This window comes from Knoellia sp. B-D-2, assembly GCF_057714695.1.
The window spans coordinates 2,401,417-2,421,148 of sequence record NZ_CM173189.1 but is presented as its reverse complement, the minus strand read 5'-3'; the positions used below and the strand labels follow the sequence as shown (position 1 = coordinate 2,421,148).

Sequence of the window (19,732 nt, the reverse complement as noted above, 5' to 3'; positions counted from 1 at the left end):
GTGCGCGCGGTGACCGGTCCGACCGACCCGCACCGCCGGCCCCTGGGTGGCGGGCACGGGACCTCCGTGCCGGTCGAGGGCACCGTTCGGGCGGGGACGGTGGGGCACATCGGGTGGTGGACAGGGGCCCGGCCCGTCACGAGAGTGGGTCCTGAGGTCCTGCAGGGCGGCCGGCGGCCAGTGAAGGACGTGTCAGTCATGCCCGAGGTCACACGGCGCGCGGTGGTGGCGGGTGGCGCGAGCGGCGCCGCCAGCCTGTTCCTCGGTGGCACGGGCGTGGTCGTGGCGGCACCACGTGGCGGCCCTCCCCTGCTGGACGCGGCGAGCATCCCCAAGTACGCCGGCCCCCTGCTCGTCCCCCCGCCGATGCCGGTGACGTCCTCCGGCGCGGTGGACCGGTACGTCATCGGGGTGCGCCAGATCCGCCAGCAGGTGCTGCCGAGGGGTATGCCGGCCACCACCGTCTGGGCATACGGGTCCGAGACCGCGCGTGGCACCCACAACGCCCCGTCCCTGACCATCGAGGCGACGGCGGGCCGACCGGTCGAGGTCACCTGGGTCAACGGCCTCGTCAACGGCACCTCGGGTCGCTACCTGCCCCACCTCCTGCCCGTGGACCCGACCCTGCACTGGGCCAACCCGGGGGGCGGCGAGGAGGGGCGCGACGGCCACGCGAGCTTCCCTGCGACGCCGGGGCCCTACCGAGGGCCGGTGCCGATCGTCGTCCACCTCCACGGCGGTCACTCCGAGCAGGAGAGCGACGGGTACCCGGAGGCATGGTTCCTCCCTGACTCCCGGAGCATCCCGGACGGGTACGCCCGCGTCGGCACGCACCACGACGCGATGGCAGCGGCCTGGGCGCAGCGGCACGGGAGCGGCTGGGCGCCCGGCACCCAGCGCGCCCACTACGGCAACGACCAGCCCGCCGGGACCCTGTGGTTCCACGACCACACGCTCGGCATCACCCGCCTCAACGTGTACGCCGGGCCGGCCGGGTTCTTCCTCCTCCGGGGCGGTGCCCACGACCTCGAGGCCGGAGTCCTGCCGCACCGCGGCGCCGACAGCACCCCGCACGAGATCCCGCTCGCCATCCAGGACCGCGCGTTCCGCCGGGACGGGAGCCTCTTCTACCCGGACACCCGGGAGTACTTCGACGAGTTCGGCGGGCCCTACGTGCCCCACTCGGACATCGCGCCGATCTGGAACCCCGAGTTCTTCGGCACCGTGATGATGGTCAACGGGCGCACCTGGCCGGCGCACCGGGTCGAGCGCCGCCGCTACCGGCTGCGCCTCCTCAACGGGTGCAACTCGCGCTTCCTCGTCCTCGTGCTGGCCACGGACGCGACCGCACGGCCGGCGTCCCCCGCGGTGCCGTTCTGGCAGGTGGGCGGAGACCTCGCCTTCCTGCCCGCGGCGGTGCCGATGCCCCGACTGCTCCTCGCCCCGGCCGAGCGCGCCGACGTCGTGGTGGACTTCTCCGGGTTCCCCGCCGGGACGCGCCTCTTCATCGTCAACGAGGGCCCGGATGAGCCGTTCGGCGGCGGCGAGCCCGGTGAGGCCTTCGAGCGGGCCGATCCCGCGACGACCGGCCAGGTGATGTCGTTCACCGTCGTCGACCGCGTGGGACCGGAGACGAGCACCCCACCGGAGGAGCTGTCGCTGCCTGCGCCGCCACCGCCACCGCCGGCGGTGCGCACCCGGGCCCTGGCCCTGCTCGAGGCGGACTCGGAGGTGCTGGCCGGTGTGGGTCCGCGGGCGGCGTTCCTCGGCACGATGGCCGGTGCCGAAGCGGTCCCGCTCGCGTGGGACGAGCCGGTGACGGAGACGCCGGGGCTGGGCGACACGGAGGTGTGGGAGCTGCACAACCACACGGAGGACGCCCACCCGATCCACGTCCACCTCGTGCAGTTCTCGGTCATGGACCGGCAGGCCCCCGGAGGGGAGGCCCGGGCTCCCGAGCCGAACGAGACCGGCCCCAAGGACACGGTCATCGCCTACCCGCACGAGGTGACGCGGATCCGGGCCCGCTTCGACAAGCCCGGCCTCTTCGTGTGGCACTGCCACATTCTCGAGCACGAGGACCACGAGATGATGCGCCCCTTCCGGGTGGAGTGAGCGCCGTTCGTGCACAACCCGGTTCGCGAACCTTCACCGTGCTCGCGAACCGGTTCGGACCGGTTCACGAGCAACGACCCGGTTCGCGAACCCTTCTGTGCAGAGGCGGCTCAGGCAGCGAGCTGGCCGAGGACCCGGCGGACGAGGCGGTCGGGGTGCGACAGGTCGGCCCAGGTCACCCGGACGACCCGGTAGCCGGCGTCCCGGAGGCGCTCCTCCCGCCGCTTCTCGCGCATAAGCTCCCGCTTGCCGTCGAGCCCGTCGTACTTGACCGCCCCGTCGAACTCCACGACGACCCGCTCCCCCACGAGCAGGTCCACCCGGCCGATGAACCCGTCCTCGTCCTCGATCGGGACCTGTGACCGGACGTCGAGGCCGGCTCCGCGCAGGATCAGACGGGTCAGGGTCTCCCCCGGCGACTCGCAGCCCGGGTCGCTCGCCGTGATCGCGTGCCGGACCGTGCCGATGCCGTAGCGCGAACCGGGACGTGCAGCGGCCGCGGTCAGCGCGTCACGCGTCACCAGGCGCCGATGCAGTGCGGCGTCCATCGCGACCACCCCGGCCTCGAAGCCGCTCGCGGCCGCCGTGAGGACGCAGGCATCGGCCGCGGACACCACGCGCACGGGCCGATCCTTCGAGACCGACAGCTGCTCCGGCGTCGCCACGTGGACGTGCACTCCCGGGCGGATCCTGCTGGCGCGCACCGGAGCGACGACGTCGACCCCCTCGAGGTCCACGTCGTGGAGCGGGAGGCCGTGCAGCGCGAGCGCGGCGTGGTGCGACGCGATCCAGTCGGGATGCGCCAGGAGGACGCCCCTCACCGTGAGCAGGAACCGTGCCGTGCGGGTCGAGGCACCTCCCCATCGCTCCGACGTGACGAACACGCCGGGCCGGACCCGGTGCAGGGTACGGTCGCGCACCGCCGCTCGCAGGACCTGTGGAGCGACGTGCCGTGCTGAGGCGTGCAGCCGGGTGACGACGCCGTCGTGCTCACGCGCGATCCGCGCCAGCTGGGGGTGCAGTGCGGTCATCGCTCGAGGGTGCCGCAGGACGCCGAAGCGACCGAGGAGTTCTCCACAGGTGGGCGGGAGACCGGCTGAGAGGGCCGGCTGGAGGAGGCGGGCGGAGGAGGCGGGCGGAGTGGGCGGAGGTGGGCGGGCGGCATACGGCACAAGGTGGTTCGCGAACCGCACCGTTGCTCGCGGAACGGTTCAAACCGGTTTCCGAGCAACGACACGGTTCGCGAACCGCTTCGTGCAGCGCCGGGTCAGGCCGTGGCGGCGGCGTAGGCCTTCGCGAGGGCGGCGCCGAGGCGGGCGTTGCTGCGCACGAGGGCGATGTTCGTCTCGAGGCTGGCGCCGTCGGAGAGCTCGACGATCCGGCCGAGGAGGAACGGGGTGATGTCCTTGCCGGTGATGCCGCGTTCGCCGCACTCGGCGACGGCCTGGTCGATGAGCGCCGAGATCTGCGCGGGGGTCATCTCGTCCTCTGCGGGCACCGGGTTCGTCACGGCGATGCCGCCCCTGAGCCCGAGGTCCCACTTGACCCGCATCATCTCGGCCAGCTCGCCGACCGTGTCGCTGCGCATCGGCGAGGTGAAGCCGGACGAGCGCGAGTAGAACGACGGGAACTCGTCGGCGCCGAAGGTCACGACCGGCACGCCGAGCGTCTCGAGGACCTCGAGCGTGCGGCCGATGTCGAGGATCGACTTCACGCCGGCCGACACGACGGCGACGTCGGTCTGGCTCAGCTCGGTGAGGTCGGCGGAGACGTCCATCGAGTCCTCGGCGCCGCGGTGCACGCCACCGAGACCGCCGGTGACGAAGACGCGGATGCCGGCGAGTGCGGCCAGCCGCATCGTGCTCGCGACGGTGGTCGCGCCGTGCCGCTTCGTCGCCATGACGTGCGGGAGGTCGCGCAGGCTCACCTTCGCGACGTCCTCGTGCGTGGCCAGGAGCTCGAGCTCGTCGGCGGACAGGCCGATCCGCGCGACACCGTCGAGGACCGCGATCGTCGCGGGGGTCGCGCCGCCGTCGCGGACGATCTGCTCGACCTCACGGGCCATCTCGACGTTGCGGGGGTAGGGCATGCCGTGGCTGATGATCGTCGACTCGAGCGCGACCACCGGGCGGCCGGCGGCGAGCGCATCGGCGACCTCGGGGGCGAGGGCGAGGGCCGGGTGAGGCATGGACTGAGGAGCTGCCGACTGAGTTCTCAACGGGTTCCTTGCTGGGTGAGGCGCTCGGTGACGAGCGCGTGGGTGAGGTCGGGGCGGACAGTGTGACCGGACTCGGTCGTGAGGGCGGCGGTGGCCTGCCCGTATGCCGCGGCGTCCGGTGCGTCGCGACCCTCCAGGAGTGCGTGGACGAAGCCGGCCGTCATCGAGTCGCCGGCGCCGGTCACGTCGACGACGTCGGTCGAGACCATCGAGTTGGTGCTCACCGCGGCGGCGCCGTCGGGCGTGCGCGAGCTGAGCAGGCTGCCCCTGGCCCCGCGGCGCACCCACACGTGCTGGACGCCCAGGTCGTGCAGCTCGGCGGTCGCGCGGGTCATGCCGGGGACCGAGTTGGGGACGTCGCGGCCGACGAGGGCCGCGAGCTCGTCGATGTTGGGGGTGAGGGCGAGGACCGGGCGCTCGGGGCCGAGGACGGCCGCCATCCGTCCGGCCTTGACGACCGAGACCGGCTCGAGCACGACCGGGACGTCGCCGGCCCGCGCCAGGTCCAGCAGCCACGTCGTGACGTCGGCCGGGATGTTCCCGTCGACGACGAGGAGCTCGCAGTGCTGGACGAGGCCGCGGACGCCGTCGAGGTCGGCCACGGTGAGCGTGTCCGTGGCCGTCATGTCCGAGACGGCGACGCTGAGGTCGCCCTCGTGGTCGAGGACCGCGAGGTAGGTGCCGGTCGGCCGTGTGCCGACGACGACGTGGTCGACGTGGACCCCGGCGTCGCGGGTGTGGGTGAGGAGGTCGGCACCGAAGGCATCCCCACCCACGGCTGCGACGAGGTGGGTCGGGGTCCCGAGGCGGGCGAGGTTCTCGGCGATGTTGCGGCCGACGCCACCCGGAGTGGTCGCGACCCGGCCCGGGTTGCTCGTCGCGGCGGCGAGGACGGCGGCGCTGCGGGCCTTGATGTCGATGATCGCGCCGCCCACGACGACGACGGCCGCGTCGGGGCGCACGAGGTAGCCGCGCCCGAGGATCGCGCCCTTGCGGGTGAGGTTGGACAGGGCGACCGACACCGACGCCCTGGTGCTGCCGAGGCGGTCGGCCAGGGCGGCCGCGTCGAGCAGCGGGTCGCCACGGAGCAGGGTGAGGATCGCCTGCTCCTGCGGTGTCAGTCTCACTTGATCAGTGAAGCAGCACTTGGTTCTCCAAGTCAACTCTCGTGCGTGGCAGGCTCTGCGGTCAGATGGTCAGCCCATGACCGAAGGCGAACAGGGGGTCGTCGTACCCGGGGACGTCCTCGGGATGGGCCCGGACCTGGTCCATGGAACGGGGCAGGTCGAAGGGCAGCCGGCCCCTCGGTGCGACCCGGCGGGTGAGCGCGTCGAGGAGTGCGTCGTCGCTGGACCCGTAGGACCCGACGACGGCCGCGGCCAGGGGCAGCAGCGGGGTGAGGACCGCGGGGCGGTCGAGGCCGACGTCGACGACGAGCGGGCAGGCCGCCGCCACTCGCGCCAGCCTGGCGATCAGCCCCGGGGGAAAGTCGAGGGAGCCCTGGTGGAACCACGACTCGAGAAAGAGGTCGGCCCGGGGGTCGAAGGGCGCCGCGAGCCGGACGACGGCGACATCGGCGTCCTCGGGTCGCTCCACCCGTGTGCCGTGCCGGGCCACCACGTCGGGATCGACGTTCTCCGTGTAGATCCGCAGCCCGGGAGCGAGCGGCAGGACCGGGGACGCGTCGTCCCCGTTGGTCAGCACGGTGACCGAACCGGCCTGGGCGGCATACCCCTCGTCCCGGAAGTCCGTACGGCCGACGGTCGCCTCCGCGAGGTCCTCGTCGACATAGGGGTCGTCGAAGAGACCCAGCCGGAACTTCACGAGCAGGAGGCGTCGGGCCGACTCGTCGATGCGCGCCTCGGTGACCCGTCCCTGGGCCACGAGGTCCAGCAGGATCTCGACGCACTCCTCCCCACCGAACTGGTCGGCGCCCGCCTCGAGGATGAGCTCCATCCGGCTGTGCGGGTCCAGGTGCTCGACACCCCAGGCCCGCGCGGGCAGGACCTGGTCCCCGACGTGGTTGTCGTTGACCAGCTCCCAGTCGGTCACGACGACGCCGTCGTAGCCGAGGCCCTCGCGGAGCATGCCGGTGACGACCTGCCGGTTGAAGCCGAAACCGACCTGCTCGATGGCCTCGCCGTCGACCTCGAGCCCGACGGGCATCCCGTAGTACGGCATGATCCCGGCGGTCCCCGCGGCGATGACCGCGGGGAACGGCTCGAGGTGGTCGGCGAAACGGCCACCCGGGTAGACCTGCTCCCGCCCGTACGGGAAGTGCGCGTCCTCGCCGTCCTTCTGCGGTCCCCCGCCCGGGAAGTGCTTGGAGGTGCAGGCCACGCTCCCGGGCCCGAGCGACGCCTGCTGGAACCCCTCGAGGTAGGCGACGCCGAGCTCGGTGACGAGCCGGGGGTCCTGGCCGAAGGTGCCGGCCTGGCGGGCCCAGCGCGGCTCGGTCGCGAGGTCGAGCGTCGGGTGCAGGGCGGCGCGGATGCCCACCGCGACGTACTCCTGGCGCGCGATGTCGGCGAATGACCTCACCGCGGCCGGGTCCCGCAGCGCGGCGAGCCCGAGGGGTTCGGGCCACTGCGAGAAGGCCTTGGCGGTGAACGACACCCCCGCGTTCTCCATGAACGCGTGCCGGGGGTCCGTGGACACCGTCACGGGGATGCCGTGCGGCGTCCGGGCGGCCAACGCCTGGAGGGCGTTGTGCCACCTGGCCGCCATGCGCGGATCCCCGAGCAGGTGGACGTTGAAGTGGGTGAGGTGCTTGTCCAGAACGACGGTGCTCGTCGCCGACTTGCTGATCCGGCCCGCCTCCTCGACCACCGACCCGTCCTCGCCCGCCTCGATGACGGTCTGGAACATCAGCCCGACCTTCTCCTCGAGGGAGAGCCGGCCGAGCAGGTCCTCGGTCCGCGCGGACGCGTCGAGCCGCGGGTCCTCGTACGGGTCCATGACCCCGTTGCCGTTGAGGTCGCGGAAGGCCACGCCCTCCGCGCTCGTCCGTCCCAGATCGTCCACAGTCAGCTCCTCTGTCGTGCCCGCTCGTCCTGCTCGGTCCTCGTGCCCGTGAGTCAGTCCTTGACCACGCCGGCGCCGAACTCCTCGATGCCGATGACCGGCCGCAGCGCCGCCTCCACGTCGGGGGTGCTGAACGCCCGACGGAGCACGTCCTTGGCCAGGACGTTGCCGAGGGCGCCCATGACCATCGCCTGGTCGAGCGAGAGGTAGCGCCGTGCGATCGTGCCGCTGCGGGTCGCGACGGCGTCGAAGAACCCGCCGGCGCCGTAGGCACCGAGCTTCTTCTCGATCTTGAGCAGGTTCGCGGTGGCCTGGCCCCGCTCGAACATCATGGCGAGGAAGGACGCGTGGGGGGTCACGACCCCGTCGCCGAAGGTGGGGTTGGGGTTCTTGGCCGGACGGCAGTTGCCGAAGCCGGGGTCGTAGTTGGTCTTCTCCTTGTCGGAGAAGTAGCCCTCCGGGTTCAGCCCGAGCGCGTCGACGCCGTACTCGCGGTAGTTCGCGAACGGGTCGCTCGCCGGGGAGAAGCCCCAGTAGCCGTACTTGGCCTCGTCGAGGCCGTGCTCGCGCTCGGCCCGCACGTGCAGCGGGTGGTTGACGCCCCAGCTGCGCGGCGCCCACGTCTCCTCGGGGACGAACACGGCGGGCATGAGCTCCTCGAACATGCTGCCGCCCCAGCCGGGCACGATGTGCATGCCGCGGTAGGTGTAGGCGCCCTCGTAGACCTCGATGCCGAGGTAGGTGCGGGTCACCCCGACCGGCTGCATCTCGTGCCAGGACCAGTCGCAGGTCGCCGGGAAGGTCCGCCACGGTGCGAAGTAGTGCTTCCCGGGCACCTGGCCGGTGAGGATGCCGAGGTAGCTCGTGATCCGGGTCTCGGAGACGATGGTGTCGTAGTGGTGGGTCGTCAGCCACACGTCCCCGCCACCCACGTGGGTGCCGCGGTAGACACCGCCCGTACGGTCGTGGTCGAAGACGTAGAACCCACCGTGCATCAGGCCCCCGGTGCGCACCACCGGGTGACCGTTCTTGCCGTCGCCGGGGTTGTAGAAGGCGTCCCAGCGCATGTTCTCGAACAGCGCCCGGGCCCTGGGGCCCGCGACCCGGTCGGCGTTGGCGACGACGAGCAGGGCCGCTCCCAGCCAGCCGCTGTCGACGCTGGAGACGAACGGGTGCACCACGTCGCCGGTGCCGGGCCACGTGCGCAGCGCCTCACCCGTGGCCTCGTCGTACCAGTTGTAGTACATGCCGCTCGGCTCGTGGTGCTCCATGCCCTCGAGCGTCTGCAGGGTCCGGCTGAGGCGTCGGCTGCAGTCGGCAGCGCTGATGATCCCGAGCTCACGGGCGACGATCGCCGACCACAGGTAGCCGCCGATGTTCGTCGGCGACGTGTAGCCGGACCGGTCCCCCGGGGCGAGGGACTCGGGGATGTTGTCCGCCGGCAGGCCGGTCGCCGGGTCGGTCATGGCGTCGAGGCTGTGCCAGGTGTCGGTCGCCCACCGCCGGAGCCGCGACCTCGACGCGCGGGCGGTCTCCGCCGGTGCGGGCCTGGTCCCGGCGGGGCCGGCGAGTGCCGGCGGCGCGAGGCCGAAGGCCGCGAGCGCCGCGGCGCCTCCGACGAGGAGGCTGCGGCGGGCGGGTGCGCCCTCGGTGGGGCTGGTCGAACCGGTCATGGGGGACTCCGTTCTTCCGGGCGCGTGGGTGCGGCCCGGGTCGGGGAGGTGAGGTGGGTCAGGGTGTCTCGTGGTCGGGGCTCACTTGATGCCGGTGGTGGCGATGCCCTCGATGACGCGACGCTGGAAGGCGAGGAAGACGAGCAGGACGGGGATGACGACCACGGTCGCCCCCGCGAGGAGCAGCCCGTACTCCGTCGCGTTCTGACCCTTCGAGTACAGGGCGAGCGCCACGGGCAGCGTGTAGCTGTCCTCGGTCTGGGCCACGACGAGCGGCCAGAGGAAGTTGTTCCAGCTCCCGAGGAACGTGAGGATGCCGAGCGTCGCCAGGGCCGGCCCGCACAGGGGCAGGAAGATCCGGGCGAAGATGCGCAGCTCACCCGCACCGTCGACCCGGCCCGCGTCGAGGAGGTCTCGCGGGAGGCCGGAGATGAACTGCCGCATGAGGAAGACCCCGAACGGCGCCGCGAGGAACGGCAGCATCAGCCCCGGGAGGGTGTCGACGAGGCCGGCGTTCGCCACGAGGACGAACAGCGGGACGAAGGTGACGACGCCCGGGATGAGCAGCGTCGCCATCACCACGCCGAACAGGGCCCGCTTCCCGGGGAAGTCGAGCATCGCCAGGGCGTAGCCGAGCATCGAGCAGAAGAGCAGGTTGCCCAGCGTGACGACGACGGCGACGGCCGTCGAGTTGAAGAAGTACGTCCCGAAGTCGAGCCGCGAGAACAGCTGCGAGTAGTTGTCCAGGGTGGCGTTCTCCGGGAGCCAGGTGGGCGGGCTCTTCCGCAGCTCCGACGTCGTCTTGAAGCTGCCGACGATCATCCAGATGAACGGGGTGGAGACCACGAGGACGGCCACGCTGAGCACCGCGTACAGCCACCACTTCCCAGAAATCGAGCGGTTCACGGCGTCACTCCTTCTCGCGCAGGGCGCGGAACTGCACGGCCGTGACGATGGCCACGACGATGAAGATGAGATAGCTCAGCGAGGCGGCATACCCGTAGTTGCCGAACCCGAACTGGCGGTACGTGTAGAGCGACATCGAGACCGTGCTGTTGAGGGGTCCGCCGTTCGTCATGACGAACGGTTCCTCGAAGAACTGCAGGTAGCCGATCATCGTCGTCACCGAGACGAAGAGGATGGTCGGCCGGAGCATCGGGAGCGTGATGTGCCGGAAGCGCTGCCACGCGCTGGCACCGTCGATGGATGCCGCCTCGTGCAGGGCCCACGGGACGGCCTGCAGCCCCGCGAGGAAGATGATCATGCCCGTCCCGAAGTTGCGCCAGGAGGCCATCATGATGAGGGCGGGCATGGCCCAGTCGGGGTCGCCGAGCCAGTTCGGCCCGGTGATCCCGACCCAGCCGAGCACGGTGTTGATGAGCCCGAACTCCCGGTTGAGCAGGAACTGCCACACGACGGCGACGGCGACGATCGAGGTCACGACGGGGGTGTAGAACCCCAGCCGGAACGCCGACCTGAACCGCGAGATCCCGCGGTCGAGCGCCACCGCCGCGGCCAGCGCGAGGGTGAGCGTGAGCGGGACGCCGACGAGGACGAAGTAGGCCGTGTTGCGGGCGGCCCGCAGGAAGTTCTCGTCGGACAGAGCCCGCGTGTAGTTGTCCAGGCCGATGATGTCGACCGAGAACGGTGACTTGAGGTCCTTGGCCCGGGTGTCGGTGATGCTCATGAAGAGCGACTGGAACACCGGCCAGACCGTGAAGACGAGGAACAGCAGGCAGAACGGCAGCGCGAGCATCCACGCCGCCCTCCCCTCCTGGAGGCGCCGATGTGGACGACGCCTCCGGGGGGGAGCCTCTTCACGGCGCGCCGTGTCGGCGCCGTCGGCGAGGGTGGTCATGTCAGTTGCCGGTGCCGATCGACTCGGCCTGCGACTGCACGGCCTTGAGCGCGGCGGCAGGGTCGGCGCCGGTCTTGGTGACCTTCTCCATCTCCGTGTCGAACGAGGTCACGACCTGCTCCCAGGTGGGGAAGCTGGGCGGCGCCACCGCGGTCTCGAGCTGCTTGCCGAAGGTGGAGAGCTTCTTGTCCGCCGTGAGGGCCGGGTCCTGCCAGGCGCTCTTGACCGACGGGAGGTCGGTGGAGATGCCGTACCACTTGACCTGGGTCTTGGGGTCGGCGAGCCACTGGACGAACTTCCAGGAGGTGTCGCGGTCCTTGGTGTTCTTGAAGACGACGAGGTTGGAGCCACCGACGAACGAGCTCGACTGCTTGTCCGCGGGGATCTGCATGACGTCGTACTTCTCCTTGAAGCCCGCGCCACCCGCCTTCTCGACCGCGGACATCATCCACGGGCCCGAGATGAACATCGGGACCTTGCCGCTGACGAAGTCAGGCTCGGTGGTCGGCGTGGCCGGAGCCGCCTTGTCGGCGAGGCCGTCGGTGAAGAAGGACTGGTAGTACTCCGACGCCTTGAGCACCTCGGGGGTGTCGAAGTTGTAGGCCTTGCCGTCGTCCTTGGCGAGGTCGGCACCGGCCGACCACGCGAACGGCATGATCGACTGCCAGGAGCCGGTTCCGCCGGCCTGCAGGCCGATGCCGTAGGTCGCGCCGCCCTTCTCCTTCATGGCCTTGGCCATGTCCTTGAGGCCCGCCCAGTCGGTCGGCGGGGTCGTGATCCCGGCCTTCGCGGCGAGGTCCGTGCGGTAGTAGACGAGCCGCGTCTCGACGTACCAGGGGATGCCGTAGGAGGTGCCGGCGACCTCGGTCGTCTTCTGGGCACCGTCGAAGAAGACCGACTTGTCGATCTGACCCGGTGTGGGGTCGAGGGCGTCCATCCCGGCGAACTCACCCATCCACGTGGTCCCGACCATCGCGACGTCGGGCGTCTTGTTGGCGGTGATCGCCGTGGTGAACTTGTCGTGCGCCGCGTCCCACGGGATCGCCGTGACGTTGATCTTGGAGCCGGGGTTGGCCGTCTCGAACTCCTTGGCGAGCTCGGGGAGCTTCTCGCCCTCGGCGCCCATCGCCCACACGGTGATCGTGCCCGTGGCGGCTCCGGCCTTGACGGACTCGCCGGTCTGGGGGGCGGCGGTGTCGGCGCTCTCGCGTCCGCACGCGGACAGGGTCATGGCGACGGCCGCCAGGCCGGCCACGGTGATGGTGGTGCGTCTCATCGGGATCTCACTTTCGAGGGGTGGGGAGTGGGGATCGGGACCAGGTCGGGTTCTGGGGCGGACGAGGGCGAGCGGGCGCAACCGCACGACCCGCGGATGACGACCTCCGTCGGGAGGACGTGACGTTCGGGTGCCTTCGCGGACCCGGTGACGAGGTGGAAGAGCCGGTCGGCGGCGAGGGAGCCGACGTCGCGCACCGGCTGGCGGACGGTCGTGAGGCCCGGGCGCACGTACCTCGCGGTCATGACGTCGTCCCACCCGACGACGGCGACGTCACCGGGGACGTCGACACCCGCGGCCAGGAGGCGCGCCATGATCGCCAGGGCGAGCTCGTCGTTGCCGCACACGAGGGCATCCGCCTCGAGGTCTCCCGCGATGAGCCGCTCGGCGACGGCCTGGCCGTCGCTCTCGCGGAACGGCGCCAGCACCGGCTCGGCGGGCTGGAGACCCTGGTCGTGGTGGGCGAGGACGAATCCCTCGTACCGTTCCCGGACGTCGTGCGCGGCGTCGGGGTCGCCGACGAAGAGCAGCTTGGTGCGCCCGTGCGCGAGCAGGTGGTCGGTGAGGCGTCGCGCGCCGGCGACGTTCTCGGTGGAGATGACCTCGACGTCCGGGTGGGCGTCCGCGGCGATGAGCACGAGCTTCTTCCCGCTCCTCCTCACCCGCTCCACGTCGCGGCCGAGGAAGGCGATGCCGTCGACGCGGGTCGCCAGGGCGCGGATGGCGTCACCACCGCGGCCCTCGGCCTTGGCGATGACGAGCATGACCCCCTGGCGCAGCTCGGCCGCCTTGGTCTCGAACCCGGCCAGGAGCTCCGCGTAGTAGGGCCCTCCCAGCTCCGGCAGGACCAGACCCAGGGTGTGGTGCCGACGCTTGGCGAGGCTGCGGGCGGCGCCGGAGGGCGTGTAGTCGAGCTCCCGGACGGCGTCGAGCACCCTCGTGCGGGTGGCCTCGGTGACGAGCGACGACCCCTGGAGGACCCGGGACACGGTGGCGATCGACACGTGGGCGCGCTCGGCCACCGCGTAGATCGTCACCGCGTGGGGTCGCCCGTTCATGCCGTCTGTCCCTGCCTTCGTCATTGAAAGCGCTTACAAAGCCATGCTGAGCATGCAGGGACGCCCTCGCCGTACGGGGCGGTAGAACGGTCACGGTTCGATAACGGGTGTGTTCCCCGGGGCGGGCCACTCCTGGCTGAAGATCTCGGCCGCTCCACTCCTCGGGGCCACCCATCGTGAACGAGAGCAGGGCTCCGGCGGCCGCGGTGACGACCATTCCCACGGCCAGGCCGATCCCGGCGGCGACCCACGCGTTGATCCCGGTCCGCTGAGGCGTCGCAGCGTATGCCGGGTGGCCGGCATACGGGTCGGCCGCGCGGTGGGCGTCGGGCGGCTACGACGCTGACCTGACGGTCTCCTCCGGTGCGCGCCGTGCTCGACGGCGATCTCCTCGACGTCCGCCGTCTCTTCGTGGCGCGGCCGTCGGCGGTGCGCCCGGTGGCAGGCCGGTCTCAGGACCGGTGCAGGCCGGCCTTCTCCTCGGCCTTGATCCGCGCCCAGGCCTCCTCGACCTCCTCGGGGGTGGAGGCGTCGCCGTCGGCGAAGACATGGGGGTGGCGCCGCACGAGCTTGGCCACGAGGCCGCCCGCGACGTCGTCGATGTCGAACCGCTCGACGTCGGTCGGAGCGTCCTCGGCCACCCGAGCGTGGAAGAGCACCTGCAGGAGCACGTCGCCGAGCTCCTCGGCGAGGTGCTGCCGGTCCCCCGACCCGATGGCGTCGACGGCCTCGGCGGCCTCCTCGGTGAGGTACGTGGCGAGCGACTCGTGGGTCTGCTTCGCGTCCCACGGGCAACCGCCCGGCGAGCGGAGCCGGTCCATGACAACCACGGCGTCGAGCAGCCGTGAGCCGGGCACGTCCCACGAGCCGACGACCATCTCCACCTCGGGGGGCGTCTCGAGCCGGGACACCTCGGAGGCGATCGCGTCGGTCAGCCCGGGGTCCGCGTCGGACGAGCCGAGCCACACCACGTCGCTCTCGACGGCCCGCCCGACGAGCAGACGAGCCAGCTCGGGTGCACCCAGCGCGGCGTCCACCGGCTCCACCTCGAGGCCGGACTCGACCACGGCGTCGACGACCGGCTCGGTGAGGTCCCGCGACAGGCGCACTGACGCCGACTCGACGGCGGCCCAGGCACTGCGGGACATGAGACCCGGCGCGACGCGCGGGCTGGTGACGAGGAGGCTGAGGCGCCCCACGACGTCAGTTCTCGTCGGTGGCGGAGGCGATCCAGTTCGGCCGCGAGACGACGAGCTCGGCCCGGGCGGGGTCGAACGTCCCGTACCGCGGGCTGACCGTCACGTCGAGAGCGGCGATCTTCTCGACGAGCGCCTGGCGGGCCTCGGGCGCGCTCTCGAGCTCCCGCAGGCTCGCCTCCGCCTGGAGGATCTCGACCGTCGTGTCCAGCGGCTCCTCGGGGAAGTCCACGAGCGCGGCCCGAGCCGCGGACTCGCTCTGCGCCTTACCGGCGGCGGCGGCGGCCTCGTTGATGAACGGCGCGCGGATGAGCAGGGTGAGCGTCTGCGCCGCCGTGAGCGGCTGTTCGGGCGTGAAGGCGGTGTTGATCTGGTCGGTCGCCTCGCGCACCTGCTGCTCGGTGATGACGCGCCCCTCGACGACCGCGGCCGTCTCGGCGGAGGTCGTGCCGGCGCACGCGGAGGTCGCGAGCACGCCCGCGAGGGCGAGAGCGATGGCGGATGCCTTGACGGCCTTCACACGATGTCCCTTCGTTGGCGCGGTGGCGCTGTCGGAGTCACCTGCGCGGCTCCGCAGCCGTCGCCACCCTGGCTGCTTCACCCACATTGTCCATGACGACGCTGCGGATGACCGCACCTGCCCACTCGAGCACCTCGCGGTCGCGCAGCGGCTTCCCGCCGACGCGGGCCGTCATCGGCTTGGGCACGAGGATCGTGCCCAGCGCCTCCTTGATGATCGAGCCCGGGTGGAGGCGCATGAGACGCAGCTCCTGGCTCTCCCTCAGGGCGACCGGCCCGAAGCGGACCGTGGCGCCCTGGACGGTGATGTCCTTGATCCCGGCCGCGCGGGCAACGGTGCGCAGCCGCGCCACCTCGATGAGGTTCTGCACCGGCTCGGGCGGGTTGCCGTAGCGGTCGACGAGCTCGGCGAGGATCTCGTCGAGCGCGGCCTCGTCGGCGACGGTCGCGAGCTTCTTGTACGCCTCGAGACGGAGCCGCTCCCCCGGCACGTAGTCGTGCGGCAGGTGGGCGTCGACGGGCAGGTCGATCTTGATCTCCCCGATCTCCTCGTCCACGTCACCCCGGAAGGTCGCGACCGCCTCCCCCACGAGGCGGACGTAGAGGTCGAAGCCGACGCCGGCGATGTGCCCGGACTGCTCGCCGCCGAGGAGGTTGCCGGCGCCGCGGATCTCGAGGTCCTTCATCGCCACCTGCATGCCGGCGCCGAGGTCGGTGTGGCTCGCGATCGTCTGGAGCCGGTCGTGCGCGGTCTCGGTGAGCGGCGCCTCGGGCGGGTAGAGGAAGTACGAGTAGGCGCGCTCGCGCCCACGGCCGACCCGACCGCGCAGCTGGTGCAGCTGGCTCAGGCCGAGGCGATCGGCCCGCTCGACGATGAGGGTGTTGGCGTTGGAGATGTCGAGACCGGTCTCGACGATCGTCGTGCAGACGAGGACGTCGAACCTGTTCTCCCAGAAGTCGAGGACGACCTGCTCGAGCCGGTGCTCCCCCATCTTCCCGTGGGCGACGGCGATGCGGGCCTCGGGGACGAGCTCGCGGATGCGGGCCGCGGCCCGCTCGATCGTCGACACCTTGTTGTGGATGTAGAAGACCTGGCCCTCGCGCAGCAGCTCGCGCCGGATCGCGACGGTGATCTGCTTCTCCTCGTACGCGCCCACGTAGGTGAGGACCGGGTGCCGCTCTTCCGGAGGCGTTGCGAGAGTGGACATCTCGCGTATGCCGGTCACGGCCATCTCGAGCGTCCGCGGGATCGGGGTGGCGGACATCGCGAGCACGTCGACGGCGGTTCGCATCGACTTCAGCTGCTCCTTGTGCTCGACGCCGAAGCGCTGCTCCTCGTCGACGACGACGAGGCCGAGGTCCTTGAAGCGGATCGCGTCCGAGAGGAGGCGGTGCGTGCCGATGACGAGGTCCACGGAGCCGTTGGCGAGACCGTCGATGACCTGCTCGGACTCCTTCTTCGACTGGAAGCGGCTGAGCGGCTTGACCGTCACGGGGAACGGCGCGTAGCGGTCGGTGAAGGTCTGGAAGTGCTGCTGGACGAGGAGCGTGGTCGGCACCAGCACCGCCACCTGCTTGCCGTCCTGGATCGCCTTGAAGGCGGCGCGCACCGCGATCTCGGTCTTGCCGTAGCCGACGTCACCCGCGAGGAGGCGGTCCATCGGGACCTCGCGCTCCATGTCGGCCTTGACCTCGTCGATCGAGCTCAGCTGGTCGGGGGTCTCGACGTAGGCGAACGCGTCCTCGAGCTCGCGCTGCCACGGGGTGTCCCGCGAGAAGGCGTGCCCCTTGGTGGCCATGCGGGCGGAGTAGAGCTGGATGAGCTCGGCCGCGATCTGCTTGACGTAGCGCCGGGCGCGCGACTTGGTCTGCTTCCAGTCCGAGCCGCCCATCTTGTTGAGGGTGGGCTGCTCGCCGCCGACGTAGCGGGTGATCTGGTCGAGCTGGTCGGTGGGCACGTACAGCCGGTCGCCGGGCTGGCCCCGCTTGGAGGCGGCGTACTCGAGGACGAGGTACTCGCGCGTCGCCCCCTGGATGGTGCGCTGCATCATCTCGACGAACCGTCCGACGCCGTGCTGCTCGTGGACGACGAAGTCGCCCGGCGTGAGCTGGAGCGGGTCGACCTGCGCGCGGCGACGGGACGGCATACGCCGCATGTCCTTGGTCGACGGACCAGTGGTCGGGGTGCCGGTGAGGTCGGTCTCGGTGAGGACGACGAGCCGGCTCGGCTCGTGGATGAAGCCGCGACCGAGCTGGGCCGTGGTCACGTGGACGACACCCTCGTCGAAGGGGTCGAGGGTCGGGTCGAGGCGGGCGGGCACCTCGGCCTCGCCGAGCACCTCGACGATGCGGGTCGCGGAGCCGTGCCCGTCGGTGGCGACGAGGACGCGCCAGCCGGCATCGGTCCACTGGCGCAGGTCGGCGGCGGCCGACTCGATGTCACCGCGGTAGGCCGCGGGGTCCCGCGTGCCGGTCTCGACCACCTCACCGTCGCTCGTGTCGGCCGTCTCGGTGTCGAGCGCGAACGGGGTGAGGTCCCACCACGGGTGGTCGCTCTCGCGGGCGTGGTCGCGCAGGTCACCGACGGACCAGAACGAGGCGGAGCCGAGGATCCGCTCGAGGTCGATGGGGACGGCGTTGCCGGCGGCGGCGTTGGCCCAGCCGGCCTCGAGGAACTCGCGGCTCGTCGCGACGAGGTCGTGGGCGCGGGTGCGCACCCGCTCGGGGTCGCAGGCGACGACCGGGGACCCGGCGGGGAAGCTGTCGAGCATCGACTCCATGCCGTCGACGAGCGCTGGTGCGAGCGACTCCATGCCCTCGACCGCGATGCCCGCGGCGAGCTTGTGGAGCAGGTCGGCGGCGCCGGGGAGCTGGTCGGCGAGGACGGCGGCGCGGTCCCGGACCGCGTCGGTGAGGAGCACCTCGCGGCAGGGCGGCGCCCAGAGCCCGTGGGGGGCGACCTCGAGCGAGCGCTGGTCGGCGACCTTGAACCAGCGGATCTCCTCGACCGTGTCGCCCCAGAACTCGATGCGGAGCGGGTGCTCCTCGGTCGGGGGGAAGACGTCGAGGATGCCTCCGCGGACGGCGAATTCGCCACGGCGCTCGACGAGGTCGGTCCGGCTGTAGGCCGCGGCTGCGAGCCCCTCGACGACCGCGTCGAGGTCGTGGTCCTGGCCGGCGCGCAGCGAGACCGGGGCGAGGTCGCCCAGTCCGACGGCGATGGGCTGCAGGACCGCGCGTACCGGCGCGACGACGACGGAGAGCGGACCGTGGGCGACGTCGTCGTCGGCGACCGAGGCCGGGTGGGCGAGGCGGCGCAGCACGGCCAGACGACGACCCACGGTGTCGGAGCGCGGGCTGAGGCGCTCGTGGGGGAGCGTCTCCCACGACGGGAAGTCGGCGACGACGTCGTGGTCGAGGACGCAGCCGAGGGCGGCGGTGAGGTCCTCCGCCTCGCGGCTCGTGGCCGTGACGACGAGCAGCGGGAGGCGCTCGGGCGCGACGGCCCGAAGGCGCTTGACGGCGGCCGCGATGAGCACCGGGCGGGCGCCCGCGCTCACCGAGACGTCGAGCGAGAGCGTGCCGGTGGCAGTGGCGGTCTCGAGGAGGGAACGGATCCGGGGTTCGGCGCCGAGGTGGTCGACGACGGGTTGCAGCGTAGGCATCGAGGTCCAGCCTAGTTCGCGGAGGTGACCATGCCTGCCCCGCGGTGCAGACGGCCGGCGGACACGCCGACCAGGCCGATCGCAGTACTCGTGGCCGCCGCCACCATCGTGAGCAAGGCTGCGATCGCGAGCGCGACGCCGAGTGGGTCCGCTGCCGCGATCCCGCTGATGCCGAGCAGGACGGCGAACCCCAGCACCACGCCCACGCCGATCAAGACGAATCCGCCGCGGCGGGTGGTCGGAGGCGGCAGGTTGGCGGGCCCGATGGCCCGACCGACGAGGGCGCAGCCGCCGCCGATGCCGATGGGTGCCAGTACCTGCGGAAGCGTGTGCCACCCGGTGAACAGGACAGCTCCGCCGGTTCCGGCCACGACCAAGGCAGCGAACCACAGCAGCGGTCGGCGCCACCGCACGGACGCACCCACGCTGGTCAGGAGCCACGAGCAGCTCAACCCGGCGGCGAGGCCGACGTGGCCGCTCAGGGGGTTCAGTCCGCTCGGCGCCGGCAGCTGCCCGTGCTTGAGTCCTTGGACCACAGCATTCGTGACGAGCACGACCACCGCAAAGGTGGCGGCCCCGCGACGATCGCGACGCCACCCGGCATACCCGACAAGAACCGCCAGCGCGAGAAGGGCGGGAATCCCCACGAAGTGCAGTGTTCCCCGGAGCAGTCGCCACGGCCCCGGGCGGGGACGGACGGACTCCACCACCTCCGCGCCGACGCGCGCCCAGGCCCCCGCTTGCGCGAGCTGACCGCTGAGTTTGACGGAGATGACGACGACAGCAACCCCTCCGGCCGCCACAAGCAGTCGGCGCGCTGTCCCCCTCATGGGGAAGACCCTAGTCATCCCGCACTCGTGTACGAGCCCGACTGAGGGCGGCAGTTTTCGCCAAACCACGGTTGCCGCGCCCGCCATGTGGCTACCCTCCATTTGAGGGAGCATTCGCGTGATCTGCTGCAGCCGCCGCGTCCTTTCGACCCGGGCTCAGGGCTGCGTTCCGCGTTTCTCGCGCCGGTGCGAGGAACGCAGCGAAGTGGGGGCACGCCCGCTCCGAGTGCGGTTTCGACGACGTTGGAGGGCGCGTGAACAGGGGGATCCCCTTCTCGGACATCGCGGCACAGCAGGCCG

14 protein-coding genes are annotated in these 19,732 nt (G+C 71.7%); 1 reads left to right on the top strand and 13 read right to left on the bottom strand.

The genetic code is table 11. The annotated features are described in order from the left end of the window. The first annotated feature begins 198 nt into the window (after positions 1-198). The gene (locus AC3EU2_RS11480) at positions 199-2,115 is read left to right on the top strand and encodes a multicopper oxidase family protein (protein WP_488176430.1); all 1,917 of its coding nucleotides are present in this window, start codon (positions 199-201) and stop codon (positions 2,113-2,115) included. Between the two features lie 110 nt (positions 2,116-2,225). Here the strand turns inward: AC3EU2_RS11480 and AC3EU2_RS11475 are convergent, their stop codons facing one another. The 13 genes from AC3EU2_RS11475 to AC3EU2_RS11415 all read right to left on the bottom strand — a co-directional run bounded on the left by AC3EU2_RS11475 (position 2,226) and on the right by AC3EU2_RS11415 (position 19,249). Then, the gene (locus AC3EU2_RS11475) at positions 2,226-3,146 is read right to left on the bottom strand and encodes a hypothetical protein (RefSeq protein WP_488176429.1); all 921 of its coding nucleotides are present in this window, start codon (positions 3,144-3,146) and stop codon (positions 2,226-2,228) included. Between the two features lie 236 nt (positions 3,147-3,382). Further along, on the bottom strand, positions 3,383-4,303 hold the full coding sequence (locus AC3EU2_RS11470) for a pseudouridine-5'-phosphate glycosidase (RefSeq protein ID WP_488176428.1): 921 nt from the start codon (positions 4,301-4,303) through the stop codon (positions 3,383-3,385). Between the two features lie 26 nt (positions 4,304-4,329). After that, positions 4,330-5,460: a PfkB family carbohydrate kinase gene (locus AC3EU2_RS11465; protein ID WP_488176427.1), complete on the bottom strand. Its 1,131-nt coding sequence runs from the start codon at positions 5,458-5,460 to the stop codon at positions 4,330-4,332. A 61-nt stretch (positions 5,461-5,521) separates the two neighbouring features. Further along, complete coding sequence (locus AC3EU2_RS11460; RefSeq protein WP_488176426.1) at positions 5,522-7,357, bottom strand: glycoside hydrolase family 3 protein; 1,836 nt, start codon at positions 7,355-7,357, stop codon at positions 5,522-5,524. Between the two features lie 53 nt (positions 7,358-7,410). After that, positions 7,411-9,030 (bottom strand): glucoamylase family protein, encoded by a 1,620-nt coding sequence (locus AC3EU2_RS11455; RefSeq protein WP_488176425.1) that lies wholly within the window; start codon positions 9,028-9,030, stop codon positions 7,411-7,413. An 81-nt stretch (positions 9,031-9,111) separates the two neighbouring features. Continuing rightward, positions 9,112-9,936, bottom strand: coding sequence for a carbohydrate ABC transporter permease (locus AC3EU2_RS11450; protein WP_488176424.1), 825 nt, complete (start codon positions 9,934-9,936; stop codon positions 9,112-9,114). A 4-nt stretch (positions 9,937-9,940) separates the two neighbouring features. Then, the gene (locus tag AC3EU2_RS11445; protein ID WP_488176423.1) at positions 9,941-10,786 is read right to left on the bottom strand and encodes a carbohydrate ABC transporter permease; all 846 of its coding nucleotides are present in this window, start codon (positions 10,784-10,786) and stop codon (positions 9,941-9,943) included. 103 nt (positions 10,787-10,889) lie between these two features. Next, positions 10,890-12,164, bottom strand: a complete 1,275-nt coding sequence (locus AC3EU2_RS11440) for a sugar ABC transporter substrate-binding protein (protein ID WP_488176422.1) — start codon at positions 12,162-12,164, stop codon at positions 10,890-10,892. Continuing rightward, positions 12,161-13,222, bottom strand: a complete 1,062-nt coding sequence (locus AC3EU2_RS11435; RefSeq protein ID WP_488176421.1) for a LacI family DNA-binding transcriptional regulator — start codon at positions 13,220-13,222, stop codon at positions 12,161-12,163. The genes AC3EU2_RS11440 and AC3EU2_RS11435 overlap by 4 nt, the downstream gene beginning before the upstream one ends. A gap of 452 nt (positions 13,223-13,674) precedes the next feature. Next, a complete protein-coding gene (locus tag AC3EU2_RS11430) occupies positions 13,675-14,421 on the bottom strand; it encodes a MazG nucleotide pyrophosphohydrolase domain-containing protein (protein WP_488176420.1) in 747 nt (248 codons plus the stop codon). Between the two features lie 4 nt (positions 14,422-14,425). After that, positions 14,426-14,938, bottom strand: a complete 513-nt coding sequence (locus AC3EU2_RS11425; RefSeq protein ID WP_488176419.1) for a hypothetical protein — start codon at positions 14,936-14,938, stop codon at positions 14,426-14,428. A 37-nt stretch (positions 14,939-14,975) separates the two neighbouring features. Beyond that, positions 14,976-18,602, bottom strand: a complete 3,627-nt coding sequence (gene mfd / locus AC3EU2_RS11420; RefSeq protein ID WP_488176418.1) for a transcription-repair coupling factor — start codon at positions 18,600-18,602, stop codon at positions 14,976-14,978. An 11-nt stretch (positions 18,603-18,613) separates the two neighbouring features. Further along, a complete protein-coding gene (locus tag AC3EU2_RS11415; protein WP_488176417.1) occupies positions 18,614-19,249 on the bottom strand; it encodes a hypothetical protein in 636 nt (211 codons plus the stop codon). Positions 19,250-19,732 lie beyond the last annotated feature (483 nt).

Bases quoted from the DNA above. Each gene is read 5' to 3' on its own strand.
- AC3EU2_RS11435 (WP_488176421.1), bottom strand. From the start codon at position 13,222: ATGAACGGGCGACCCCACGCGGTGACGATCTACGCGGTGGCCGAGCGC.
- AC3EU2_RS11470 (WP_488176428.1), bottom strand. From the start codon at position 4,303: ATGCCTCACCCGGCCCTCGCCCTCGCCCCCGAGGTCGCCGATGCGCTC.
- mfd (WP_488176418.1), bottom strand. From the start codon at position 18,602: ATGCCTACGCTGCAACCCGTCGTCGACCACCTCGGCGCCGAACCCCGG.
- AC3EU2_RS11480 (WP_488176430.1), top strand. From the start codon at position 199: ATGCCCGAGGTCACACGGCGCGCGGTGGTGGCGGGTGGCGCGAGCGGC.
- AC3EU2_RS11445 (WP_488176423.1), bottom strand. From the start codon at position 10,786: ATGCTCGCGCTGCCGTTCTGCCTGCTGTTCCTCGTCTTCACGGTCTGG.
- AC3EU2_RS11475 (WP_488176429.1), bottom strand. From the start codon at position 3,146: ATGACCGCACTGCACCCCCAGCTGGCGCGGATCGCGCGTGAGCACGAC.
- AC3EU2_RS11455 (WP_488176425.1), bottom strand. From the start codon at position 9,030: ATGACCGGTTCGACCAGCCCCACCGAGGGCGCACCCGCCCGCCGCAGC.
- AC3EU2_RS11440 (WP_488176422.1), bottom strand. From the start codon at position 12,164: ATGAGACGCACCACCATCACCGTGGCCGGCCTGGCGGCCGTCGCCATG.